18 protein-coding genes are annotated in these 22421 nt (G+C 65.7%); 7 read left to right on the top strand and 11 right to left on the bottom strand.

What is annotated here, in order from left to right; genetic code table 11:
- Nucleotides 1-124: 124 nt before the first annotated feature.
- A complete protein-coding gene (locus AC3QL3_RS12275) occupies nucleotides 125-2155 on the bottom strand; it encodes a choice-of-anchor Q domain-containing protein (RefSeq protein ID WP_492893959.1) in 2031 nt (676 codons plus the stop codon).
- A 149-nt stretch (nucleotides 2156-2304) separates the two neighbouring features.
- Nucleotides 2305-4692, bottom strand: coding sequence for a winged helix-turn-helix domain-containing protein (locus tag AC3QL3_RS12270; protein ID WP_492893957.1), 2388 nt, complete (start codon nucleotides 4690-4692; stop codon nucleotides 2305-2307).
- A 145-nt stretch (nucleotides 4693-4837) separates the two neighbouring features.
- On the opposite strand from AC3QL3_RS12270, the gene AC3QL3_RS12265 reads away from it, so the two are divergent.
- The 3 genes from AC3QL3_RS12265 (at nucleotide 4838) to AC3QL3_RS12255 (ending at nucleotide 7428) form a co-directional block, all read left to right on the top strand.
- Complete coding sequence (locus AC3QL3_RS12265) at nucleotides 4838-5560, top strand: TetR/AcrR family transcriptional regulator (RefSeq protein ID WP_492893955.1); 723 nt, start codon at nucleotides 4838-4840, stop codon at nucleotides 5558-5560.
- Nucleotides 5561-5648: 88 nt separating this feature from the next.
- Complete coding sequence (locus AC3QL3_RS12260) at nucleotides 5649-6188, top strand: hypothetical protein (protein ID WP_492893953.1); 540 nt, start codon at nucleotides 5649-5651, stop codon at nucleotides 6186-6188.
- A 658-nt stretch (nucleotides 6189-6846) separates the two neighbouring features.
- The gene (locus tag AC3QL3_RS12255) at nucleotides 6847-7428 is read left to right on the top strand and encodes a hypothetical protein (RefSeq protein WP_492893951.1); all 582 of its coding nucleotides are present in this window, start codon (nucleotides 6847-6849) and stop codon (nucleotides 7426-7428) included.
- Between the two features lie 210 nt (nucleotides 7429-7638).
- Here the strand turns inward: AC3QL3_RS12255 and AC3QL3_RS12250 are convergent, their stop codons facing one another.
- The 3 genes from AC3QL3_RS12250 to AC3QL3_RS12240 form a co-directional block, all read right to left on the bottom strand.
- Nucleotides 7639-8193, bottom strand: a complete 555-nt coding sequence (locus AC3QL3_RS12250; RefSeq protein WP_492893949.1) for a metal-dependent hydrolase — start codon at nucleotides 8191-8193, stop codon at nucleotides 7639-7641.
- A 236-nt stretch (nucleotides 8194-8429) separates the two neighbouring features.
- Entirely contained in the window at nucleotides 8430-8564 is a 135-nt protein-coding gene (locus tag AC3QL3_RS12245; protein ID WP_492893947.1) for a hypothetical protein, read from the bottom strand.
- 624 nt (nucleotides 8565-9188) lie between these two features.
- A complete protein-coding gene (locus AC3QL3_RS12240) occupies nucleotides 9189-9452 on the bottom strand; it encodes a hypothetical protein (RefSeq protein WP_492893945.1) in 264 nt (87 codons plus the stop codon).
- Nucleotides 9453-9887: 435 nt separating this feature from the next.
- Here AC3QL3_RS12240 and ligD point away from each other — a divergent pair, with 435 nt between their 5' ends.
- Together ligD and AC3QL3_RS12230 are read left to right on the top strand one after the other, a co-directional pair.
- The gene (gene ligD, locus AC3QL3_RS12235; RefSeq protein ID WP_492893943.1) at nucleotides 9888-12410 is read left to right on the top strand and encodes a DNA ligase D; all 2523 of its coding nucleotides are present in this window, start codon (nucleotides 9888-9890) and stop codon (nucleotides 12408-12410) included.
- Nucleotides 12411-12768: 358 nt separating this feature from the next.
- Complete coding sequence (locus AC3QL3_RS12230; RefSeq protein WP_492893941.1) at nucleotides 12769-13311, top strand: YkvA family protein; 543 nt, start codon at nucleotides 12769-12771, stop codon at nucleotides 13309-13311.
- On the opposite strand, the gene AC3QL3_RS12225 is transcribed toward AC3QL3_RS12230, so the two are convergent.
- Nucleotides 13308-13982: a class I SAM-dependent methyltransferase gene (locus tag AC3QL3_RS12225; protein ID WP_492893939.1), complete on the bottom strand. Its 675-nt coding sequence runs from the start codon at nucleotides 13980-13982 to the stop codon at nucleotides 13308-13310. The two genes, AC3QL3_RS12230 and AC3QL3_RS12225, sit on opposite strands and share 4 nt — an antisense overlap.
- A 105-nt stretch (nucleotides 13983-14087) precedes the next feature.
- Here AC3QL3_RS12225 and AC3QL3_RS12220 point away from each other — a divergent pair, with 105 nt between their 5' ends.
- A complete protein-coding gene (locus tag AC3QL3_RS12220) occupies nucleotides 14088-15329 on the top strand; it encodes an MFS transporter (RefSeq protein WP_492893937.1) in 1242 nt (413 codons plus the stop codon).
- A 54-nt stretch (nucleotides 15330-15383) separates the two neighbouring features.
- The gene (locus tag AC3QL3_RS12215) at nucleotides 15384-15869 is read left to right on the top strand and encodes an FKBP-type peptidyl-prolyl cis-trans isomerase (protein ID WP_492893935.1); all 486 of its coding nucleotides are present in this window, start codon (nucleotides 15384-15386) and stop codon (nucleotides 15867-15869) included.
- A gap of 279 nt (nucleotides 15870-16148) precedes the next feature.
- Here the strand turns inward: AC3QL3_RS12215 and AC3QL3_RS12210 are convergent, their stop codons facing one another.
- From AC3QL3_RS12210 to AC3QL3_RS12190, 5 genes are all read right to left on the bottom strand, one after another.
- Nucleotides 16149-16643 carry a C40 family peptidase gene (locus AC3QL3_RS12210; protein WP_492893933.1) on the bottom strand — a complete coding sequence of 165 codons (495 nt, stop codon included), beginning with the start codon at nucleotides 16641-16643 and terminating at the stop codon, nucleotides 16149-16151.
- Nucleotides 16644-16700: 57 nt separating this feature from the next.
- Nucleotides 16701-17012: a hypothetical protein gene (locus AC3QL3_RS12205; RefSeq protein WP_492893931.1), complete on the bottom strand. Its 312-nt coding sequence runs from the start codon at nucleotides 17010-17012 to the stop codon at nucleotides 16701-16703.
- 58 nt (nucleotides 17013-17070) lie between these two features.
- Nucleotides 17071-20085: a CHAT domain-containing protein gene (locus AC3QL3_RS12200; RefSeq protein WP_492893929.1), complete on the bottom strand. Its 3015-nt coding sequence runs from the start codon at nucleotides 20083-20085 to the stop codon at nucleotides 17071-17073.
- Nucleotides 20086-20215: 130 nt separating this feature from the next.
- Nucleotides 20216-21796: a serine/threonine protein kinase gene (locus AC3QL3_RS12195; protein WP_492893927.1), complete on the bottom strand. Its 1581-nt coding sequence runs from the start codon at nucleotides 21794-21796 to the stop codon at nucleotides 20216-20218.
- Nucleotides 21789-22346, bottom strand: a complete 558-nt coding sequence (locus AC3QL3_RS12190) for an RNA polymerase sigma factor (protein WP_492893925.1) — start codon at nucleotides 22344-22346, stop codon at nucleotides 21789-21791. Before AC3QL3_RS12190 ends, AC3QL3_RS12195 begins: the two co-directional genes overlap by 8 nt.
- Nucleotides 22347-22421: the final 75 nt, after the last annotated feature.

The raw sequence follows: 22421 nt of genomic DNA, 5'->3' as shown, positions 1-22421 counted from the left end.
GAGACCGCACCTGACTCGATACGAGTTGACGCAGACCTGCAATTGAGCGCAGGAATCGTCGCTGCCCGGGCGAAGCAGCCAGGGCAGGTGGTCATTCCTCGCCTCGAAACCATCGCGCGTCGATTCACTCCGCGCCGTCGAAGCCATCCGCGAATACAGCATCCGGAATCGGATCGGGCTGCAGTTCGAACGCGCCGATGTCCGTTCCCGCGCCGAACGTGCGCACGTAATCACCGCCGCGTTGGTCGTGTTCCGCACCGGTCGGATTGCTGCCGATGTCGAGTGCGGGACTCGTCGCGGCGAGTGCGTGCGTCCAGGTCGGGCCGCCGTTGTCGGCCAGCGGCAGCAGCTGGGGATCGGCGGTGAGGGTATCGGCGGGCACCGTCACTCCCGGATCGGCACCACCGATCAGGTTGTTGGAACCAAGCAAGGTCGCCGTGCCGCCGGGGCTTCCCCAGTTGCCCGCGAACATGTCTGCACCGGCACCAGCCTGATTGCTGGCGATGAGTGTGCTGACGAATTGGTCACCGGTTCTGGGGCTTCGACCTCTGAAATAAACGCCGCCGCCGTTGCCGCCGGCCGAATTGAACGCAATCGTGCTGTTGGTGACATCGATATCCCCATACGCACAGAGTCCGCCGCCATAGGAAGCCTGCTCGGCGTTGGAGACGGTGTTGCCGGAGATCGTGCTCGAAGTCAGGTGCCCACCGTCATTGACCTCCACTCCTCCGCAAATGGCCATGCCGCTCGCCGACACGACGTTTCCACTGAAGGTGCTGTCGGAAATGTCGGCTGTCATTGCGCGGATTGGCCCAACTCCGCCACGAATCCCCATATAGACGCCTTCGGCCCGATTGTCGGATACCGTCGTGCGCGCCAGCACGACCGTCGCCAAGCTGGTATCGCCGTGCAACTGAAAGAGATACAGGCCACCACTGTCACCCCAACCGGCGGGGCCTGTCCCAGTCGCTTCGTTGCCAGTCACGACGGTGTCTTCGAACCGGGCCGCTTCTCCGTAGAAAAAAGTGAAGGATGAATTGACTCCGGCCCCCACTGCCGCCGTCAGCCTTGTTGCCGTTGAGACTGCCTTGACCGAATTCCCGGAAATGACGCTGGACTTCACGCGAATTCCGACGAGGTTCGTGAAGATCGCGCCACCGTTGGAAGAATTGCCGCCGTCGGCATAGTTCGTGTAGGCGATGTTGTTGGTGAAATGGGACGAATCGACGCTGACGGTGACATTCGAGTCGGCCGCGTTCACTCCCAGTCCGCCACCGCTCGAGCGGCCCGATCCGGTGGCCGTGTTGCCGATGACTTGGCTCGATGTCAGCGTGACCGCGGTTGTCGCACCCTCGGGCAGGACAATGCCGATGCCGCCGCCGAGTGCGACCGGCCCTTCCGCCTTGCTGTTGCTGACAGTCGACGACGTCATCTGCAAGCCGTAGGCGAAGATGCCGCCGCCGATGGCGCCTTGCGCTGCGCCGGTGACACAGGAATCGACCGTGACCCGATCCAGCGTCACGGTGCCAAGCGAATACACGCAGCCGCCGTCGTAGTAGCCCGCGTGGGTCATGTCGACATGGCGACCGTGCGCGACGGTCAGATCGCTGATCGCGATCGTTCCCGTTCCGCTGTGCTTGAACACACGGTCGGTGTCGCCGCCGTCGATCGTCAGCGCCTGTTCGCCCGGCCCCTTGATCGTCAGATCCGCGACCGGCGCGACGACCTGGCCATGCTGCAGGCTGATCGTGCTGCATTGGAGTTGGCTGAGGTCGATGACATCGCCGCTGACGGCGCCGGTCACGGCCGCGCGCAAGGTGCCGCTGGCGCCGGCGTCGTCGGCGCAGCTCGTCACCGAGATCGTGGCGGCCTGCCGCGACGGCGCTTTCGCCTCGCGAGAGCGAGCCTGTTCGCGCGCGCCAGCGTAGTGGGCGGCACGCTGCCGCAGCCAGCGTTCGCTCTCGGTCTGGGCGGCGGCGAACTCGGGGAAGTCGCGCGCCACGGTCCGGCGCGGCGAGGAGTCCGGTGCCGCCGAACTCCACGCGGGTTCGCTGGCGCCACCCACGAGTGCGACGGCGAGGCAGGCTGCCAACGGATGGAAACGCAAGGTCCGCTGGCGCCGCGGAACGTTCACTGGATGATTCGCTGATTTCACGGAAGGATCCTCTCGGTCACGAAGCTGCATGCACAACCCCGCGACGATGCATCGACCTCGCGGCACCGTGGCGCCAAACGCGTAGTCAATGCGTAGCCGCCGCGTGAAAAAGCGCGCCGTGATCGTAGAAAACCCGCCGAAGAACGCCGTCAGCCTGAGCCGATCGCAACAGGAGCGACCAGCAGTTCAGCCGGAATCTGGCGTTCGCCGGCAAGCGCCTGCGCCTGCTTCAGCGCGCGCGTCCATGCGTCACGTTGGCCGAGCGCGTGGAACGCGGCGACCTGCAGCAGCGCGCAGTCGAAATCGCGATCGGCCCAGACCGCGACCCGGCTGGCTTGGACGCCCCCGTCCTTCGTTCGTCCCTGGCCGAGCAGCCATTTCGCGTAGGCCTCCGCCGCGATGACGACGACTTCTGGCGTACCGTCCTTCTCGGCCACGGCGGAGGCCTCGCGAAACCATCGATCCGCTTCGGCGGCGTCGCGTTCGTGCGTGGCCCATTCGGCGCGCGCGACCAGCAGGGCAGGCGGCCTTGGCACGCTCATCTCCCATGCGCGATCGTCGCGGACCGGCGTTCCGGCAGCGATCGACGCGCGCTGCCGCAGCAATTCGAGATAAGCGCGACTGGCGTCGTCGGGACCGGATGTATCGGAAAATTTCGCAAGCGCCCGACTCGAAGCGTCGACTGCATCCCGATAGCGGCCCCGCCGGAAAGCCAGTTCCGCCAGCAACGCGTTCCACGAACTCGCAGCGAGCTTGCCCGAGTTGGCTGCGAGATCGCGCATCTCCGTCAGGACCGCCTCGGTGTCCTTGTAGCGCCCGACAGCGATCAGCACAGTGGCACGCTGCGTGCCGATGTACGTGCGCCGATCGGGATCGGCCATTCTATCGCGCAGCGACCACAGGCGCTCGCTCGTCGCGAGCGCATCGCTCCATTGCAGCAGGCGGCTCTGCGCATCGACCAGATTGAGCAGGTTGTTGATCAGCGGTTCGACCGCGCCGAAGGAGGCGAGCACGTCGTTCGCGGCCTTGAAGTACGGCAGCGATTCTGCGGGCCGGCTGCGTCGCAGTTCCAGCCGGCCCCGATACTGGTCGACGCGCGCGACGCCGAGGCGGTCGCCGGCGGCTTCCATCTGCAGGCGAGCCTGGCCGAGATCGGCCAGCGCATCTTCCCAACGCTCCGTGCAGATGCCGGCGAGCGAGCGCGTGGCGAGCGCTTGGCCCGAATCCGCCGGCGACTGACCTTCGGGCAATACGGAAACTGCGCGCGTCGCATCACGCTGCATCGCGACGCAGTCTTCATGACGGAAGTCGACCAGTGCGAGCAGATTCAGCGCGCGCGACTGCAGCACCGGTTGCGCGCGGAGGCCGGCGTCGTCTAGCAAGGTTTTCAGCGATGCTTCGGCCGCATCGAGCCGCCCACCGAGGAAGTCCAGCTGGGCGAGACGGAAACGCACTTCCGAATCGTTCTGCGGTACGACCGATTCGTCGGTCAGGATCGCGCTTGCTGCATCCAGCTTGCCGGCAAGCATCGCGGCCTGTGCCTGCTGCAAACGCTCACGCGGCACGCCACCGCCTTCGGCATCGAGCGGCGGCGCGTGGCCGAGCGCGGCCAGCAGCCGATCCGATGCGCGTTGCAAGGCGGTGATCACCTCCGCATCGTCGGTCTCGATGCGATGCTGGAAACCATCGGCGGTGGCGGTACTCAGGCTGACGTGCCAGCCGGACGGCGATTTCGTCACGCTGCCCTGCACGATCATCGCGGCGCCGAGAATCTGGCGCAGTCGATCCCGCCCGTTCGCACTCTGCGGATCGTCGACCGAATGCAGTGCGGCGACGATGCTGTCCGCCGGCGGCACCGGCAGGCGCGCGTTGCGCAGACGCGTCGCGACCAGATCCATGCCGCCGAGGCGGACCCAGCTCGCTTCGATCGGCGCCGAGACTTCGAGCGGAACCACGACAACGGCGTTGCCTTGCGCAGGTGTCGGCGTGGATGCAGGCGCGGCGCCCTTGCGCGTGAGTACATGCGACAGCGGCACCGCAATCGCGGCTATGAGCAAAATCGCGATGAGCAGCCATAAGCGATTCGAGCGTTTCGCCGTCACCGCTGCCGGCTTGTCTTCCTCCATCTCGGCAACCGGCGCGTGCGTCGGCGCGGATGATGGCAACGCGTCATCCGATTCGAGCGCACCTGACGTGGTGATTTCTGCGGCGGCAGCGTCTACCTCGTCGAGCGGCAGTACCCACCGATAACCGACGCCCGGAACCGTACGGATCGCCTGCTGCGCCTTGGCGTCGTCGTCGACCGCGCGGCGCGCACGCGCAATCAGCTGCCGCACCTGCGCATCGGCGACGTCGAGCTTGCCCCAGATCGCGGAAACCAGTTCGTCGCGCCCGACCAGGCGGTCGCGATGGCGCGCGAGATAGGCGAGGCAATCGAACACCAACGGAGGTACGCGCTGCAGGCGGCCGTCTCGCCACAATTCGTGCGCCGCCGGGATCAGCCGGAAGCGACCGAACCGATACTCGGTCTTGTTCATTCTCGATGGAGACAGCCATGGCAACGGCGTCGCATCCCGGGCGCGCCAGCGCTACGCCAGTGCGTATCGCAAGACGCATGGTATGCCAAGAGACACGGTGGCAGCTCGTGGCGAATGGCGCGCCTGGCCATGAATCGCTGTTCCGATGAAATCGACCAACAGTGTGCCGCTGGTCTGGCTGAAGGGTAAGCGGCCCAGCTCGTCGGGCAGCGCGCTGAAACAAAGACGAGTGCGATGCTCATACGGCTTGTTTATCTACCTACTAGTATGTAGACTACTCGTCATGACCACACTTCCACCCAAAGCCGAAGACATCCTCACCTGCGCCCGATCGCTGATCCTCGCCGGGGGCTACGACGGCTTCAGCTATGCCGATATCTCCAAAGTGGTCGGCATCCGCAACGCAAGCATTCATCACTACTTTCCCAGCAAGGCCGACTTGGTACAGGCCTTGGTGGTCAGGCATCGCGAGGATGCGGAAGCCGGCATCGCCCAATTGGATCGCAATGTCGCCGATCCGGTGGAAAGGCTGCGCGCCTATGTCGGCTACTGGGAGACGTGTATCGCCGACACGTCGGTTCCGTTTTGCGTGTGCGCGCTTCTGGCCAGCCAGCTTCCTGCGCTGCCCGACTCGGTGGCAAAAGAGGTGCGGAGCTACTTCCGCTCACTCGCAAGCTGGTTGGCGTCCGTACTGAGCGCTGCAGCCGCGCAAGACCGGATTCGTTTGCTGGGCAGCGCGGAAGTGGAGGCGGAGGCGTTCATGGCGAGCATCCATGGCGCGATGCTCTCTGCGCGCGCCTACGGAGAGACCCGCATGTTCGGCGTCATCACGAGCCAGCTGTTGGACCGGCTGATTGTCCGGGCGTAATCCCGTCACACCCGTTTCTTTCTGCGCCTCCGTTGTCTACCAACTAGAAGGTAGTCAGAGGCAAAACCTTGAGCATTTGGAGAATGACATGTTCGGAATCTCGCCACTCGGCTGGGTGCATACTCTAGGCAGTCTTCCTGCCATCCCCGTCGCAATCTATATGTTTGCGCGTCACGGACGGATCGTGCCGCGTTCCGTCCCTGGCGTCGTCTATTTCGTCGCGATGCTGATCGGCGCATCGACGGTGTTCTTGGTTGCAAAGCAACCGATTAGCGGCGTCATCGGCGCGGTAACGCTCTTGTTGCTGCTCGCCGGTCACGGCGTCGGTAGGTTTTCGATATTGGGCAGAGCGGCGACCTACCTCGAAACCATCTTCCTCAGCATCACCGCCTTCCTCTTGATGGTGCCCACCGTCAGCGAAATCCTTCGGCGCGTTCCCGACGGTCATCCCTGGGTGACCGACCTGAAATCGCCGCTGCTCCTCGGCGCACAAGGAGTTCTCTTTCTTATCCTGGTCGTCGGCCTGACGGCGCAAATCCTCTATTTGCGCAAGCGAGGAAAGTGGACGGAACCGGCCCACTCGACCGTCGGCACGATTCAACCGGCTGTCGAGAAAATGCTTCGCTGATATCCAAGCCACTGGGCGCGGCAAGCGGACAAGCGCGGACGCTGGCCCGTAGGTCGCACGTCGCGATTTGCGGGCATCAGTCGAGAAGAATTCGTCCCACGGAAGAAAATCTTTCGCGGAGTTCGGCCAAGCGACGTATCTCGGCGAAGCGGAGCACCTAGGTCTGACCGGCTGTTACGCCTAGCGATCGGTCATTGCGAGGCGGCTTCGAGTTTGGCTCGCTGTTTGCTAGCTCGACGAAGCGAAGACGCTCGCATCGGAGATCGGCATGAGCAACCAGGGAAATCATTCAGGCGAGCGGATTCCGCATCGCGAGGATGGGCAAGATCAGAGTCCACCGACGCTTGGCCGCGGCCAGTTGGCGGCTCGGCCCGCTTCGGAGTCAGCGGTTGGCGGCACGCAGCATGGTGTACCGCAGGGAAAGGCGCGGGGTTCGAGGCTTTCACCTCGGCACTGCATACGTAGCCTGCTTCCGGCGCCGCCGGCTCATCCCTCGTTTCTGGGCTGAAGAACTTATGCAGCCGACGAACGACTTGGGGCCCAGCGATCAAGGGAAATGACGAGGGTGATGCGCACCACGGCATGGCGGCGATTGAGCGGATTCTTTGTATCCTAAAGAAATCCATGGCCGCAGAGGGGGCGCATTGTGAAACGGGTCTTGGCAACACTGCTGCTGTTCGCGGCATTCGCCGGCGAGGCTGCCAACGGCGCGGATCTGGAATCGCGGTCGGTCGACTGCGTCGAGAAGATCAAGAAGATTGCAAACGATTCACTGTCGAACTCACCCGACTTCGCCACGATCCGCGACGCGTCGAAATGGCTGAAGGCGCACCTGCCGCCGGCGATCAGAACCAATTTCGTTGACGCCGGCAGGAATGTCTCGCGCTCTCTCAAGGACTGGGAAACGCACGAGATGATCCATGGCCCGTTCTGGAATACCCAAGCCTTGTCCGAACTCTTGTACGGCCAGTTCGCCCCTTTCAATGGGGCTGCCGGGTGCAAGCTGAGCGACGAGTTGGGTGCCGCAAGAGAAATCGTCGAAGACCGGTTGTTCCTTGCGCTTTTGCTGTCGAAGAACGAATCCTTGGATAGCGCATTGGCTGGGAACGGCGTCTCCGATTTCCATTACGCCAAGCGGATGCTCATGTACGGCACGATCTTGGATTTCGCTGGGATCGAGTGGAAAGACGAGCAACTGGCGCAGGTCGTGAAGTACCGGGCACCTGATCTGACCCAATAGAGGGCGGGTGCTGGTCGAGTGGAAACTACCCCGGCCGAAGGCTCTTGCGACGCTGGAACCGAAGAGCGCGGTAGCGGCCGACGCTTGGCGAAGCCATGCACATTCCGTTGCAGAGCAAGCAGAAGTGGGCACTGGCTCTGCAACATCGCCGAGGACCAATGGCTGCTCACTAGGGGCGCCACGCAAGCCGGCGGATGCCTATGCGCGAACTCAGCCAATCGGCGACAGCCAAGGCGAATTGACGACGTGCAAGACGACCACGCAGAAAATCGCAGCGATTCCGCGTCCGCCGAAGCTGCCTAGACGATGCGCGCGTATGAGGTAGTAGGCGCCGCAGAGCGCAATGAAGCCCAGTTCGAACCACCACCAGCCGCTGGGCAGCCAATTCCAGATGCCCAATCCAAGATGCGTCTGGCTGCCCGGCCATAGCGCGAGATCGCCGGGATGCATGAGCAGGTCGAGCAGAAAGTGCGAGAACACGGCGAATGCGATGGCCGCCACCACGGCGCGCCCGTGTCGCACGAACAGCGCTGCGAACAGCGCCGACCAGATCAGGCTCGTCGCTAGCGAGTGCGACCAGTCGATGTAGTCGAGCGAGAAGCCCGGCGGTCTGCCGGGTGCGGGGGAAATGTGCTCGATGCCGGCGAAGAGGAGGGGCGCGAACAGCAAATCCAAGAGGCCTACGCCGATGAGCAGAGCGGTCGTGGGAGCTTCCGGGACCTTGGCCTTGATCGCAAGCCCGACAGCGAAATGTCCGGCATACATGTCAAAGCGCCTTTGTTTTGCGTGGCTTGTCGAGCCAAGCCAACAAGGGAATAGGGACGGCGAAGCTGAGAAAGCAAAGCACGGCGAAAACCTGGGTCGTCATTCTGCAGTCGCTCCGGTTGCCGAGACGTATCGCCAGCCCCGAGTACTTCGCGCAAGCCTGTGACAGCGATGGAGGCGTTCGGCGGATTGTGGCACGCCGCCCGTTGTGCGCCGAAGTTCGGCCATTCCGGAGCTTAGGCAGCTTCCATCCCCAGCCGCTTTCTTTCGTGCGCGAGTACCTTCTCGGCCAGCCGCACGAATGCCTCGAGCTGATGATCGTTGGCCGTCATCGCAGGATCGGCGCGTACTTTCTGCAAGTAGACCTCCATGTCCTGCAGCTGCTGGAGATCGCGTAGGTGTCGTCTGGCTTCCGGTCGCATGTCAGTCCCCTGTTGTCCGGGAAGACTAACGAGGGAAATGTGTACGGTCTGTCTGAAAGTGCTGTGAGTTCGTGTAGGAAATTTCTTACAGTCGAGTGGGCGTTGCCTCCAGCTGGGCAGACGCCAGAAGCCGTAGTGGCCCAGCGAATGGCTTCTCAAACAGCGCGACAGGCGGCGCTGCGCGAACTTGCTACGGCCTACTCTTGGCGTACCGGCTTATGCGTCGAGTCGGCGATCCCGGACCTAAGGGAAAGCTCGTCGACTGGATTTCACCGGTGATATCGGTACGTTTCCGGGCGCGTCGTTCGCTCGCGTATCTGTCATCCCTGAAACGAAAGCATTGTCCGACTATGGAGCTCTACGGGTACGAAATCAGCGACAGCGACGATGCGCGTCCGGCCGCTCTCGCGGAGGTGACGCTCAGCGCCACGCTGAAGGAGCTGCGCCGCATGGATGTAGCTTGCGTCGTCTTAGATTTCTTGTGTGCGGTAGCGAGGCAGGTTCGAAGACACCTCCAATCGAAGGCAGCGCGAACGGTGCGTATCCGTTCGCGCGCTTCGAGGCGCGATCCTTCTAAGCCACCGGCGGCAAGTGCGGCTCGTATCCGGCCTGCGCTCGCTTCATCGCGTCCACCAACAGCTCTCTCTCGTTCGGTGGGATATTGCCGAACATCGCAGGGTAGTCCTGCCACATCTGAGCGATGACGTCAGTCCATGCCGTCCGCAGCGCGGCGGGATTGGGGTGGCTGGCCAGCAAGGATCGAAGCACGGCCTGCACCAGGATGCGTTCGCCCATGTTCTGAATTTCGTAGATTCGCCATTCCTGTTCGCCAGCCATGCCTTGCTCCGTTCGTACGAGGGATTTTAGGGCGCACAGCCTACCGCGACGGCGCCTGTTTGGGAGCGGTTCCTTGCGTCCGAATCGTCGCAGTGCGCACGCATACGGTTAGTACGCGTAACGCTGCGCTCGACGAACGCCAGCCAAGCGGCCGCTTCGCTCGGGCTGTCACCTGCAAGCAGGTCATCGACCCGACCCGACCCGTGCAACTGAACCCGCGCCAACGTGCCGGAACGGAATTTAGGCCCGAGCTACGGAGGGCGGCCTAAGGTTTCTCGCCGTCGTTCGAGCGGCTTCGGCCGGAACGACAGCACGTACTTTTGGGATTGCAGGAGCAGCCATGCTTCATCGCATCGCAGATCTCACCTCGCATAAGAGCGTCACGGGCAAAGAGGAGCGCTCCTACGCCCACGATCCGTGGCGCGGGCTCGACTGATGGCATTGCGCGAGTACCGCCGGAAGCGCGACTTCGAGCGCACGCCGGAACCGGCGAAAGGCGGCGCGGGGCGACGCATCTTCGTCGTCCAGCTGCATCATGCGACGCGCAGGCACTTCGATTTCCGCCTCGAACTGGACGGCACGCTGAAGAGTTGGGCGGTTCCGAAGGGGCCGAGTTTCGATCCGTCGGTGAAGCGCATGGCGGTCGAGGTCGAGGACCATCCGATCTCCTACGCCGGTTTCGAGGGCGATATTCCGGCGGGCAATTACGGAGCCGGCCACGTCGACGTGTTCGATCACGGTACGTGGACGCCGATCGGCAATGCACGCGAATCCTTGCGCAAGGGCGAACTCAAATTCGAATTGCACGGCGACGTGTTGCGCGGTTCTTGGGTGTTGGTGCGCACGCGCAAACAGGGCAAGAAGCAGCAATGGCTGCTGATCAAGCACCGCGACGAGTACGCCGGCACGCGCGAGGCGGACGATTTCGTCGATCCGAATACGGATCGGCCGCTACCGCTCGCGCAGCGCCGTGCCGTGTGGAAGCCGTTGAAGCGCAGCACGCCGAAATCGCCCGCAAAACCGCGCAAGAAAGTCGGCCCGGCTCCGGCGATGCTGAGCGGCGCAAAATCCGCTCGCTTCGTTCCCGGTCCCTTCGAGCCCGAGCTGTGCCGCGTCCAGGCCAAACCGCCGAGCGGCGAAGGCTGGCTCCATGAAGCGAAATGGGACGGTTACCGCCTCCTTGCGACGGTCGAGAAGGGCAAGGCGAAGCTGTGGTCGCGTAACGCGATCGAATGGACACGAAAGCTTCCGCAGCTCACAGCAGCAATCGAATCCTTGGGAATGCGCCAGGCGCAGCTCGACGGCGAGATGATCGTTCTGCGCGAAGGCAAGGACAGCTTCAACGCGCTGCAGGCGCGGCTGGCGGGCGAGAGCGAAGCGGATACGACCTACATGCTCTTCGATCTCTTGTACGTCGACGGCCGCTCGTTGCGCCAAGTCCCACTGGTCGAGCGCAAGGGCGCATTGGCCGCTTTGCTGCAAGCCCGTCCGCATCCGCTCCTGCGCTACTCCGAGCACGCGATCGGGCACGGCATGGAGGTGCTCGCACAAGCCAAGGAACACGGTCTTGAAGGCATCGTCAGCAAACGCGCCGACAGCGGCTATCGCGGCGGACGCAATGGCGACTGGGTCAAGATCAAGCTGCGCGCGTCGGACGAGTTCGTCGTCGTCGGCTACACGCGGCCCAAAGGCGGTCGCGCCGGCATCGGCGCGCTGCTGTTAGCCGAACCGTCGGCGAACGGCGGTTTGGAGTATGTCGGACGCGTCGGCACCGGCTTCGGCAGCGAGCAATTGCTGAGCCTTAAGAAGTTATTGCAAAAAGAGATCGCGAAGGAGGCCACGGCCAGCGACGAAAGGATGGCGCGGCCGGATCGGCGCTTGGCGATCTGGGTCAAACCCAAGCGCGTGATCGAAGTCTTCCACCAAGGGCGTGGCGGCAACGGTTTGTTGCGGCAAGTCAGCTTCAAGGCGTTTCGCGCCGACAAGACCCCCGCGACATTGAAGAAAGAACGCAAAGAGAAAACCATCTCGCGTGCTGAGCAGGGCGCCGCAGCAGCAAAGCCTTCACGTGTGAGCGGCTCGAAGAAAGGCGTATCGACGCTGTCGATCACTCATCCCGATCGCGTGGTGTTCCCCGAGCTTGGTCTGACCAAGGGCGAGGTCGCCGCCTACTATCGCGGTGTCGCTGCGTGGATCGTTCCGCAACTCGCCGATCGTCCGCTCTCGATCGTGCGTTGCCCGGACGGCTCGGGCAAGGCCTGCTTCTTCCAAAAGCATCTTGGAGCAGGTTGGGGTAAGCATGTGCGCGGCGTAGCGATCAAGCAGAAAGAGAAGCGCGAAAGCTATCTCTGCATCGACGACGAAGCCGGCCTGCTCGAACTGGTGCAGATGAATGTGCTCGAGTTCCATCCCTGGGGCGGGCTAGCTTCTGCGCCGGATCGCGCCGATCGCATCGTGTTCGACCTCGATCCGCACCCGTCGGTGGCCTGGAAGCGTGTGATCGAGGCGGCCAAACTCATGCGCGACCAGCTCGAAAGCGTCGGCTTGCAATCCTTCTTGCGCACGTCGGGCGGCAAGGGCTTGCACGTCGTCATTCCGCTGCGGCCTGCGGCACCGTGGGCGGCCGCCAAAGCCTTCGCCCACGCCTTCGCCGAGGCCACTGCGGCGGCACGGCCGCGCGAGTTCGTCAGCGTCGCCGGCGAGAAGAACCGCAACGGCCGCATTTTCATCGACTGGCTGCGCAACGGTCGCGGCGCAACCTCGATCGCCGCGTACTCGTTGCGGGCACGCGCGAGCGCGGGCGTCGCCATGCCGATTGCCTGGGCCGAGCTGTCTCGCCTGAAGAGCGGCGATGCCTACGCCTTGAACAACGCTCTGGCGAAGATCCAGCGCCGATCCGAAGACCCTTGGCGCGATATGGATGCGCTCGAACAAGGTCTGCCCGATCTGGACGGCTAGAACCTGTTTCGGATTCGCGCCTCGAAGTTCCGCTGCGAGGTCGCAGCTTCTGAGATCGCGAAGGGTCATTCTGCACCTGCCCGCCGAAACCCTCCTCGGCGGGCGTCACAGCCACTGTCCCGCAGCCGCTCGTCGTGAGACGCCGGAACTGCGGGAGTTTTTTTGGGGGTACGCTGCCGATCGAGCTGCAAGCGATGCAGCGGATGCTTCGACTCAAGGCCGCGTCAGTCGGCGTATGATCCGGGATCGGCAAGCGGTGGTGCACGGGGCGAATGGTTCCAAAAAGGTACTTGTCCAAGAAATCGAACGCCGCGGGATCGGCGCTCGATATCCACGCTCGTCCGGACGAGCGCCGCTGATGCGCATCACATTCGAACTCGAAGCCGCCGACATCGAGCGTTTTCACGCCGCCTTGCTGCGCGCGCGGCAGGCCACGCGCTGCGCCGACGAACTCGAAGTGATCGACGCGGCGAAGTACGCACTCGATCATCTGAACGTCGGCTCCGCGCCGGCTTACGTGCGCAAGCGTCTGCTCGAAGTGCAGCGGCTGATCGTCATGCTCGAAGACGAAGCTTGGGCCTTGCCCGATCCCGAACGTGCGGACGTGATCGAAACCCTGATCTATTTCAGCGATCCGGACGATTTGATTCCCGACGAGATCGAAGTCATCGGGCTGCTCGACGATGCGATCATGTTGGAACTCCTGCTGCGCCGCCTGCGCCACGTGCGCAAGGCGTATGCGGATTTCTGCGCGCATCGCGCCACGCTTGGCGATGCTTCGGTCAGCGGCGAAGAGCGTCAGCGCATCGCGCGCGAACTCGCACAGCGGCGTGCCGCACTGCACTCGCGCATGCGGCGCACGCGCGGTCGCGCCGCTGCGAGCAAGGTCGCGGCCGGTTAAGCGCCGCGACCCGCCGCGCGCCGCGCGACGATCACGAAACTGTTGAACGGGGTGTTGCCCCACAGCGGAGCGGTCACGGGATCGAGCCCGGCCGCGCGCAGTGGTGTTTCGATCTCCTCGCGTTCGGGATAGTGCACGGCCGTTGAGCGCATCCAGCGCGTCGCGTACAAGAACGATTCTTCCCACACCGTGATGCGAAAGCGCCAGCCGTGTTCGCGCAGCACGTTGCGCACGATCAGCGCCGCGCCGGGGGTGACGCGCGCGGCGGCCTCGCGCAAGAGGCGCTGCTGCGCGGCAGCCGGCAGGTAGTGCAGCACATCGAGCACGGCGACGTGGCCGCGAAACGGCGGCAGGCCGCCGGCGTCGCCTTCCTCCAGTGTGAGGTCCGCATCCCCGCGAGCCGCCGCGGCGCGCGCGGCGGCGATTTTCTGCGCGTCGAAATCGAGCCCGCGGTAGTCGGAGCGGAAGCCGCATTCGCGCAAGTAAAAACCGAGCAGGCCGAGACCGCAGCCGACATCGAGCAGCGGCTGCGGATCGGTGAGGACGATATCGGCGACAGCGGCGTAGACCGGATCGAAGCGCAGTTTGTTGCGCGCATAGTGACGATGCCAGGGGCGCTCGAAACGTTCGGCGATGCGGCGCGCGCTCGCGGCACGCTCGGCGCTGTCCATGGCGGCTCCGGAATGTCGAGCAACGAGCATAACCGAAGCACTCTCGCGTGCTAGTCTCGCGCGCGCTGCGGCGCCGGCGGACGGCGTCTTCAACGGAACGAGGCCATGGGTCTGATCGCCGTATTGCGCGAACTCGACACCACGCAGCGCAAGACCGTGCTCGCCAGTTTTCTGGGCTGGACGCTGGATGCGTTCGATTACTTCCTCTTGGTTTTCGTGATCTCCGAGATCGCGCGCGATTTCCAGGCCGACAAGACCGAGGTCGCGTTCTCGCTGACCTTGACCTTGGCGTTCCGGCCGCTCGGTGCGTATCTGTTCGGACGCCTGGCCGACCGCTACGGCCGGCGGCCGGTGCTGATGGTCGACATCATCCTGTTCGCGGTACTCGAAGCCTTGTCCGCGTTGGCGCCGACCCTGGCCACCCTGCTGATCGTGCGCGCCTTGTTCGGCATCGCGATGGGCGGCGAGTGGGGCATCGGCGCCTCGCTGGCGATGGAGTCGATTCCGGCCAAGGCGCGCGGCGCGATATCGGGCCTGCTGCAGGAAGGCTATGCCGCCGGTTATCTGCTCGGCGGACTGTGCTACCTGCTGCTGTTCGATCACATCGGCTGGCGCGGCATGTTCGCGATCGGCGTGCTGCCGGCCCTCTTGGTCTTGTACATCCGCCGGCACGTGCCCGAATCGCCGGTGTGGGAGTCGACGCGCGGCGAAGCCGGCGCGCCGCGGCCCGGATTGTTCGAAACCATGCGCGGCCGCTGGCGCCTGTTCGGTTATCTGCTCGTGCTGATGATGTGCTTCAACATGTTCAGTCACGGCTCGCAGGATCTGTATCCGACCTTTCTGAAGGAACAGCATCACTTCGACACGCAAACCGTGGCCTGGCTGACGATCATCTTGAACCTCGGCGCCATCGTCGGCGGCTTGTTCTTCGGTGCTTGGTCCGAGCGGGTCGGGCGGCGCCGCGCGATCATCACCGCCGCCTTGCTGGCGCTGCCGATGGTGCCGCTTTGGGCGTACGGCGGCTCGGTCGTCCTGCTGGCGCTCGGCGTATTCCTGCTGCAAGTGATGGTGCAGGGCGCCTGGGGCGTGGTGCCGGTGCACCTGAACGAGCTATCGCCCGACGCCGTGCGCGCGACCTTGCCCGGCTTCGCCTACCAGGGCGGCAACCTGCTCGCCGCCGGCACGGCGCCGTTTCTGACCTGGTTCGCCGCCCAGCGCGGCGGCGACTACGCCTTCGCCATGGCCAGCTTCATCGCGGTGGTCGCGCTGCTGCTGGCGGTGGTTACCGCGCTCGGGCCGGAAGCGCGCGGAACTCGCTTCGGCGCCGGCGGCGGCGCGCCCCCATGACGGCGCCGCGCCGAGCTGCTACGCTCGCGCGCTTTTCTGGTTTGGAGTGCAAGGATGAAGGTCGAAGCGAACAAGGTCGTCTCGTTTCACTACGACGTCCGCGACGGCGGTGAGCCGGTCGATTCTTCGCGTGAACGCGGCGAGCCGCTGGTGGTGCTGATCGGCGCGCAGAACATCATTCCGGGGCTCGAAGCGGCGATGCTCGGCCACGAAGTCGGCGATCGTTTCCAAGTCGAAGTCGCGCCGGCCGATGCCTACGGCGAGCGTCGCGCGGACTTCGTGCAGCGCGTGCCGAAGAAGTATTTCCAGCAGGCCGAGACGCTGCGTCCGGGCATGACCACGGTCTTGCAGACCAAGGAAAGCGGTCCGCGCATGGTGGTCGTGCTGAAGCTCGGTTCCAGCGTCATCGACGTCGATTTGAACCATCCGCTGGCCGGCAAGACGCTCGCGTTCGACGTCGAGATCGTCGACATCCGTGATGCGGCACCGGAAGAGATTGCGCATCGGCATGTGCATGGGGCCGGGGCTCACGAGCATTGATTTTTGCGATCCGTCCGGGATCGCTGTGGTTGGATGGGTAAACGCCAGCTGTGAGCTGCGCATCTTCGGCTGATCTACCCGCGGCCATCCATGGCCGCACTTTTCAACTAAGTGCGGTCCGTCTGGGATCGCTGTGGTCGGATGGGTATGGGCCAGCCGTGAGCTGCGCGTCTTCGGCTGCTCTACCCGCGGCCATCCATGGCCGCACTTTTCAACTAAGTGCGATCCGTATGGGTGGCTGCGGTTGAATGCGTGCGAGTCTGTGAGTCGCTGGATTTTTCACTGATCCAGCGGGCGCTTGCCGTAGACGAAATGCTCGCGCCACCAGGAGCCGTCGAGGCTGTCCAAGCGCACCGTGCCGCCGCTGTTGGGTGCGTGCACGAAGCGGCGCTCGCCGACGTAGATGCCGACGTGGCTGACTGTGCGGCTTTCGGCGAAGAACACCAGGTCGCCCGCTTGCAGCGCGTCGATCGCAAGCTTGCGCCGGCCGACTTCGCTCATCTGCGCCGACGTACGCGGCAGGCCCACGCCGGCCGCGTCGCGGAATACGTAGACGACCAGACCGCTGCAATCGAATCCGCCTTCGGGCGTGTTGCCGCCGTAACGGTAGCGCGTGCCGACCAGGGCGATCGCGCGGAACAGCACCGCGTTGGCAGCGTCGGCGCGCGGCGTGCCGGCGAGCAGAGGCGGTTCGGCGCGGCGCGGCGCACTGCCGCAGGCGGCCAGCAGCGAGACGAGCAGGAAGACTAGAAGGAGACGCGGCGCGGCAGTCACCCGGCTACGTTCGCCGACCTCGCGCCGCGCTGTCAATGCGACGCGGCGGGTTCGTGCTCAGGCACCGCCGACGCAAAGTGTCAGTTTTGGACGCGCCGGCATCGGCGCGGCCGATTCTGCCAGCGGCGCGGCGATCAGCGCGTGCAGGTCTTCCACCGTCCGTTCGAACTGCGACAAGCGCTCGTTGGCGGCGTCGGCCACCGCACGCGGCACCGAACCGTGGTCGATCAGCGCGCGGATCAGGTCGCGTTGCGGCGCGCCGAAATCGGCGTCCTGCAATGCTTCGTCGAGCGCACAGATCAGCGCGGCCAGCCAACCGGCGCTGGGCGCGCGCAAGGCCAACAGCAGTTCGTTCGTCGAGACCTTCATCGGGTCGCCTTGTCTCTTAGTGGATTCGTACAGTCTGCGTTGCAGGTTTGATGCCAATTCAACGCCAGGCGCCGGCGGCGACGAAGCCGGCCCAGTACAAGGGATGAGTCGAATCGCCGCGGCGGCGGCGCGCTTGCAGCGTCGCGCGCATCGCGGTTTGCATCGCAGCCGGGGTGTCGAGTCGATCGAGCAGACGTGCCTGGTACAGCTCGCGCATGAACTCGGCGGTGGCGCGATCCTCGACCCGCCACAGGCTCATCACGACCGTGCGCGCGCCGGCCAGGCGGAACGCGCGGCGCAGCCCGAACACGCCTTCGCCGGCGCGCGTCTGGCCGAGTGCGGTTTCGCACGCCGACAGCACGACCCAGTCGGCGGCGGACAGATTCAACGTTGCGACCTCTTCGCTGGTGAGCAGACCGTCGTAGGCACCGTCGCTGCGCCGTTGCGGCAGGAAGGCGAGCGCCGACAGGCCGGATAGATTCGGCGCGTCGGCCGTGCTGCCGCCGGCGGCCACCGGCTCCAATGCGATGCTGCGCAGCGCATCGCCGTCGCTGCAGCGTTCGCCGAGCGCGAACGCATGCGTGGCCAGATGGATGATCGAACGCGTCGGCATCGCCGCGCGCACGGCCGCTTCGGTCGCTGCTGCGCCGCTCAGGACATCGATCTTGCCGGCGCGGTCTTGCGCGAGTTCGCGCAAGCTGTCGAGTTCGCTCGCGGCGCCGGGCAGTGGATCGAGCGCGTGCAGCTCGACGCCGGGGCAGGCTTTGCGCATCACCGAATCGAATTCGTTCGAGGCTTGCGTCGCAGAGCCGGTCGCCGCGCCCGCCAGCAGCAGGCTGCGCGCTTCGTTCGGCGCGTGCGGCAGCAAGATCTCGCGCTCGTGGTTAAGCAGATGAAACGCCGGACCCGATTCGAGCAGGTAGCGATCGTCCTCTCCGGCCAGGGCGGCGAAGTTGAGCCGATGCAGCGCGGCGGAAGCAACGACGTGGACGCGCTCGACCTGTGCGTCGAATGCGAGCGGCGCGATCAGTAGACGCTGCAGCTCCTTCGCCGAGGCTGCCATCGATGCCGCATCCGTGGTCTTGCTCGAGGCGAGCCGATGCCAGCGATCCACGCCGTCGGCGATCGGTCCGATCGGGCCGAGCTTGAGCGCGCGTGCGCGGCCGTCGTGCCGGCCGAGCAGGGCGAACAGCTCGCGATCCTCGCCGCCGCGATCGTTGCGGTACGACTGAGGCCTGGCGACGTCGATTTCCAAGTAGCGTACGAGAGCGGTGTCCGGCGCGAGGTCGGCGCGCACGCCGGCGAGATCGCCGAGGTCGGCTGCCAGCTCCGATCCGCTTGCGGCGCCGATCGCAGCGAGCCGGCGCTCGCTGCGATCGATGCGGTTCTGGGCACGGTCGAACGCCGCAATGCTGTCCTTCGAGGGATGCTTGGCCGCAGCGACGCGCGCGGCGGACAACGCTCCGCTGGCCGCGCGCCATTCCCGCCAGGCCGCTCCGTTGCCTCCGTCCTTGCCTTTGTTCGCTTCGGCCAGACGCAGCGCCGCGCGGCGTGTGACCATGCCGTCGGCTTCCAGCACGAGCTGCCAGGCTTGCTCGATCAAGTCGGCATCGCCGCTGTCCGTGGCGATTGCGACGGCGAGGCCGCTGTAGTCGCGACTCATACTGGCCAACGACAGCATTTGTCGCTCGCTGAGTTCGCCGAGCGCGGCGTAGCGGGCGCGCATCGACGACCGTTGCGCGCGGCGCAACGCGTCGAATGCGGCGGCGTGGCGTTTCTGCCCCCAACGCGCCGCGGCGATGCCGGCGAGCGCGCCGCTCGGCGTCGTCTCGGCCAGATCGCGCCCTTCGCCGAGGCGACGCAGGAAGCGCTGATACAGCGCCTCGCTTTCGCTATAGCGGCCTTGCCGCAAACGAATTTCGGCCAGGTTCGCGTACGACAGCAAGAGGCCGTCGCCGGGCATCGGCGCCGCTTCGAAGGCGGCGATTTCCTCGTCGTAGATGCTCGCCGCATCGTCGAGTTGACCGCTTTCCTGCAACAGCGCGGCGTGATTGATGCGCGCCATGCGCACCGACAAGGCATTGCGTCCGAGCACGCGCTCGAGCAGCGGCAGCCCACGTCCGTCGTATTCCAGCGCCCGCTTCAGATCGTTGCTGTAGTAGTAGTGCGTGGCCAGGTTGGACAGCAGCGTGGCGTGTTCGAAAGGGTTCAGCGTGGGACGCTGCTCCTGCAGCGAGCCGGCGGTTTCCAGTGCGGTGCGCGCGCGCGCGAAATCGCCGAGCATTTCCAGATTCGTGCCGAGCAGCATCAGCGAGCGCACGTGCAAGCTCTGGTTGTAGGGTTTCGTGCGCGCGGCGATTTCCACGCTTTTTTCCAGCGCTTCGGTGCCGGCGGCGTATTCGCCCCGTTCGCGTAGCGCGTAGCCGAGCAAGCTCAGCGCCCGGCTGTGCGCCGCGCTGTCCGCTCCCGCCAGCGCGATCGAGCGGCGCTCGCACTCGCGCAGCGTTTGCACCGACGCCTCGGTTTCCTGCACGTCGCGCTGCATGCGACCATAGGCGCACAGCGCACGCACCAGTGCGCGCGGACGCTCCGCTTCCGCTGCGCGCAAGGTGGCGAGCGCGCGTGCGGCGCGGCGCATGCCTTGGCGCTGGCGGTCGAACACGTGGTAGTCGCCTTGGGCGGCCAGCAGTTCGATTTCGGCGCGATCGACATCGTTCGTCGCGAGCGCGCGGCTCGACGCAACCGCCGTCGCGATCGATGTGCGGAACGCGCGGTAGTCGGCGCGTTGGAAATCGCGTCGCGCCGCATGCAGGTTGGCGCGTGCGGACTCGCGCGAAGCGGCGCCGGTCAGTTTGCGGGCCAGCTCGAGTTCTCGCTCGACCGCCGCGGCGGCCTCCGGCAGATCGTGCCGCTCGCTTTCCAGCAGCAGTTCGACGCGCTGATCGAGCGCATGCAAGGTCGGCAGGGATGGTCCGTGGTCGCGCTCGCCGTCGGCGATGCGCTGGCTGGTCAACCGATCGGCGCGATCGTAGTCCTCGACGCGCAAGGCGAGTTCGACTTCATCGAAGTCCACCGTCGCAGCTCGTAGCGGCCCCGCCGCGAAGACGATCGTGCCCAGTGCGATGGCGCCCATCCACCTGCCCACAAAACCCCCGCCGAGCTTCATGTGCTGCCGGACGTCGAATACGTTCGGCGCCTTCATGCTAGCGCGATTGAATCGGATGCGCTTGGGCGTAGTCGCCGCGGCGCAAGCGTAACCAATGCGTTTCGGCGTGCGCGTGCGCTTGTTGCGCCGCCTGCGCGGCCAGCGTGTCGAGGCCACCGGCCGGCATGGCGGTGGGTGCGACGACGACGGCGTCGATGCCGCGATAGCGGCTGTCGTCGGCGAGCGCGACGGTCTTGGCTGGTTTTTCCAGCGCGTTCAGCGCGGCGTCGGCGACGATCAGCAGCACGCGCTCGTCGATGCCCTCGGTCGGCCCTACGCGCCAGTGGCGCGGTTCGGCATCGACCGTACCGGGCAGGTCGAGGGTCGTGCGCGCGGCTTGTGGATTGCCGCTCGTCGCCGGCAGCGGAAACAGCGCCGACACCGCACGGGCGCCGTCTTCGGCATAGACATAGGTCCAGCAGGCGCGTGCGCAGCGCAGCTGCAGATGCAAGGTGTCGCCTTGGCGTACGCGGTCGCCGTCGAACAACGGCGTGCCGTCGCCGCGCAGCCAGCGAACCTCGCTCGCCAGCGGAGCGGAGACCTGTGCGCGCCAGACGAAAGCGGCGAACAGCGCGATCGCCGCAACGAGCGCGGTCGCATACGCGCGCCGGCGCGGCGCCGGCCGCGGATTCAAGGCGGCCTCGAACGCGCCGGCGCTGGCGAAGCGACGGCGTGGATCGGGATCGATCGCGCGTTCGATCGCGTCGAGCAAGTCGCGCGGCAGCTCGGGGCGCAGGTCGCGCAGATGGTGGCGCCTGCCGGCGCGATGCGCGGCGAGGAGTTGCTCGAGATCGTCTCCCTCCACCGGCGCGCGGCCGCCGAGCAAGTGAAACAAGCTGGCGCCGAGCGCGTACAGATCGCTGGCGACGCTCGGCGGTCCGCCATCGAGCACTTCGGGCGCGAGATAGAGCGGGCTGCCGGAGGCGAGCGCTTGCGCACGCTCGCCGTCGCGCTGCAAGGCGACCGCCGAGCCGAGATCGCACAGCACGTAGCGGCCGTCGCGCGTGCGCATCACGTTGGCCGGCTTGACGTCGCCGTGCACGAAGCCGGCGCCGTGCACCGCAGCGAGCGCGCCGCACAGCGCGGCGCCGAGACTGCGCGCTTCCTCGATGCCGATGCGACCGTCGCGGCGCATGCGCACGCCGAGGTCTTCGCCGTCGACGAACTCGCTCCAAATGCCGAGGCGGCCGTCGGCGAGGTCGGCGCCGAGCACACGCAGCACGTTCGGATGATCGATGCGGGCGAGTGCGCGCGCCTCTTCCAGCAGGCGCGCTTCGCGCCGTACCTCGCGCACCTCGCTGCCGCGCAGCTTCAGTGCGACGTTGCGTTCGAGCAGCGGGTCGTAGGCGCGCCAAACCTCGCCGCCGAGGCCGCCGCCGAGGCGCTCTTGCAGCAGCAGGCGCTGGAAGTGCTGGCTGGTAGCGGGCTCGTCGAAGCGGCGATAGGCGCTGACGATCGACTCGATCCGGCGCAGGCCGCGCAGCTGGCTCGGGCCGAGGCGGCGCTCGGCCGTGTTCCAGTCGAGCGCCTCGCGATCGGCGAGACGTTCGACGAAGCGCTGCAATTCCTCTTCATTCATCGCCGAGCACACCGGCCAGCTGCGTCAGCGCGCGCGACACGCGCATGCGCGCCGCGTTCGCGCTGGGCGCACCGATCGCCTCGGCCAGCTCCTCGTGGCTGAGGCCGAACTCGACGCTGAGCACGACCGCTTCGCGCAAATCCTGCGGCAGCGTTTCGAGCGCGCTCTGATAACTGGCGAGGCTGTCGGCGCCGACCGCGTCGACGATCTCCGGCGGCGCATTCGCATCGAGCTCGATGCGCGGAACCTGCCCGCCGCGCGCTTTCGAGCGGCGCAGCTCGTCGAGCACGAGATTGCGATAGATCTGCCGCAGCCAGCGCGTGAACGCGCCCGGGCGGCGCAGATCGAAGTCGCCCAGATGCGCGACCGCGCGCAGCAAGGTCAGCTGGACCAGGTCGGAGGTTTCCGACAGGTCGCGCGCGTGCAAGGGCAAGCGTCCGTGCGCCCAGCGCGTCAAAGCGCCGTGGTAGCGATGCAGCAGGGCGTCGCGCGCCTGCGTGTCGCCTTCGCGCGCGCGATCGAGCAGATCCTGCGTGTCGGCGCCATCCATCCGCGCACCCGTCGAAGCTTCGGCGCGAGTATAGCGAGCCGCCGCGGCGGCGGATTCGCAACGAAGTTTGCTCGG

It is taken from the genome of Dokdonella sp. GW821-FHT11D02, assembly GCF_058808595.1.
This window is presented reverse-complemented; position numbering and strand designations above follow the sequence as displayed.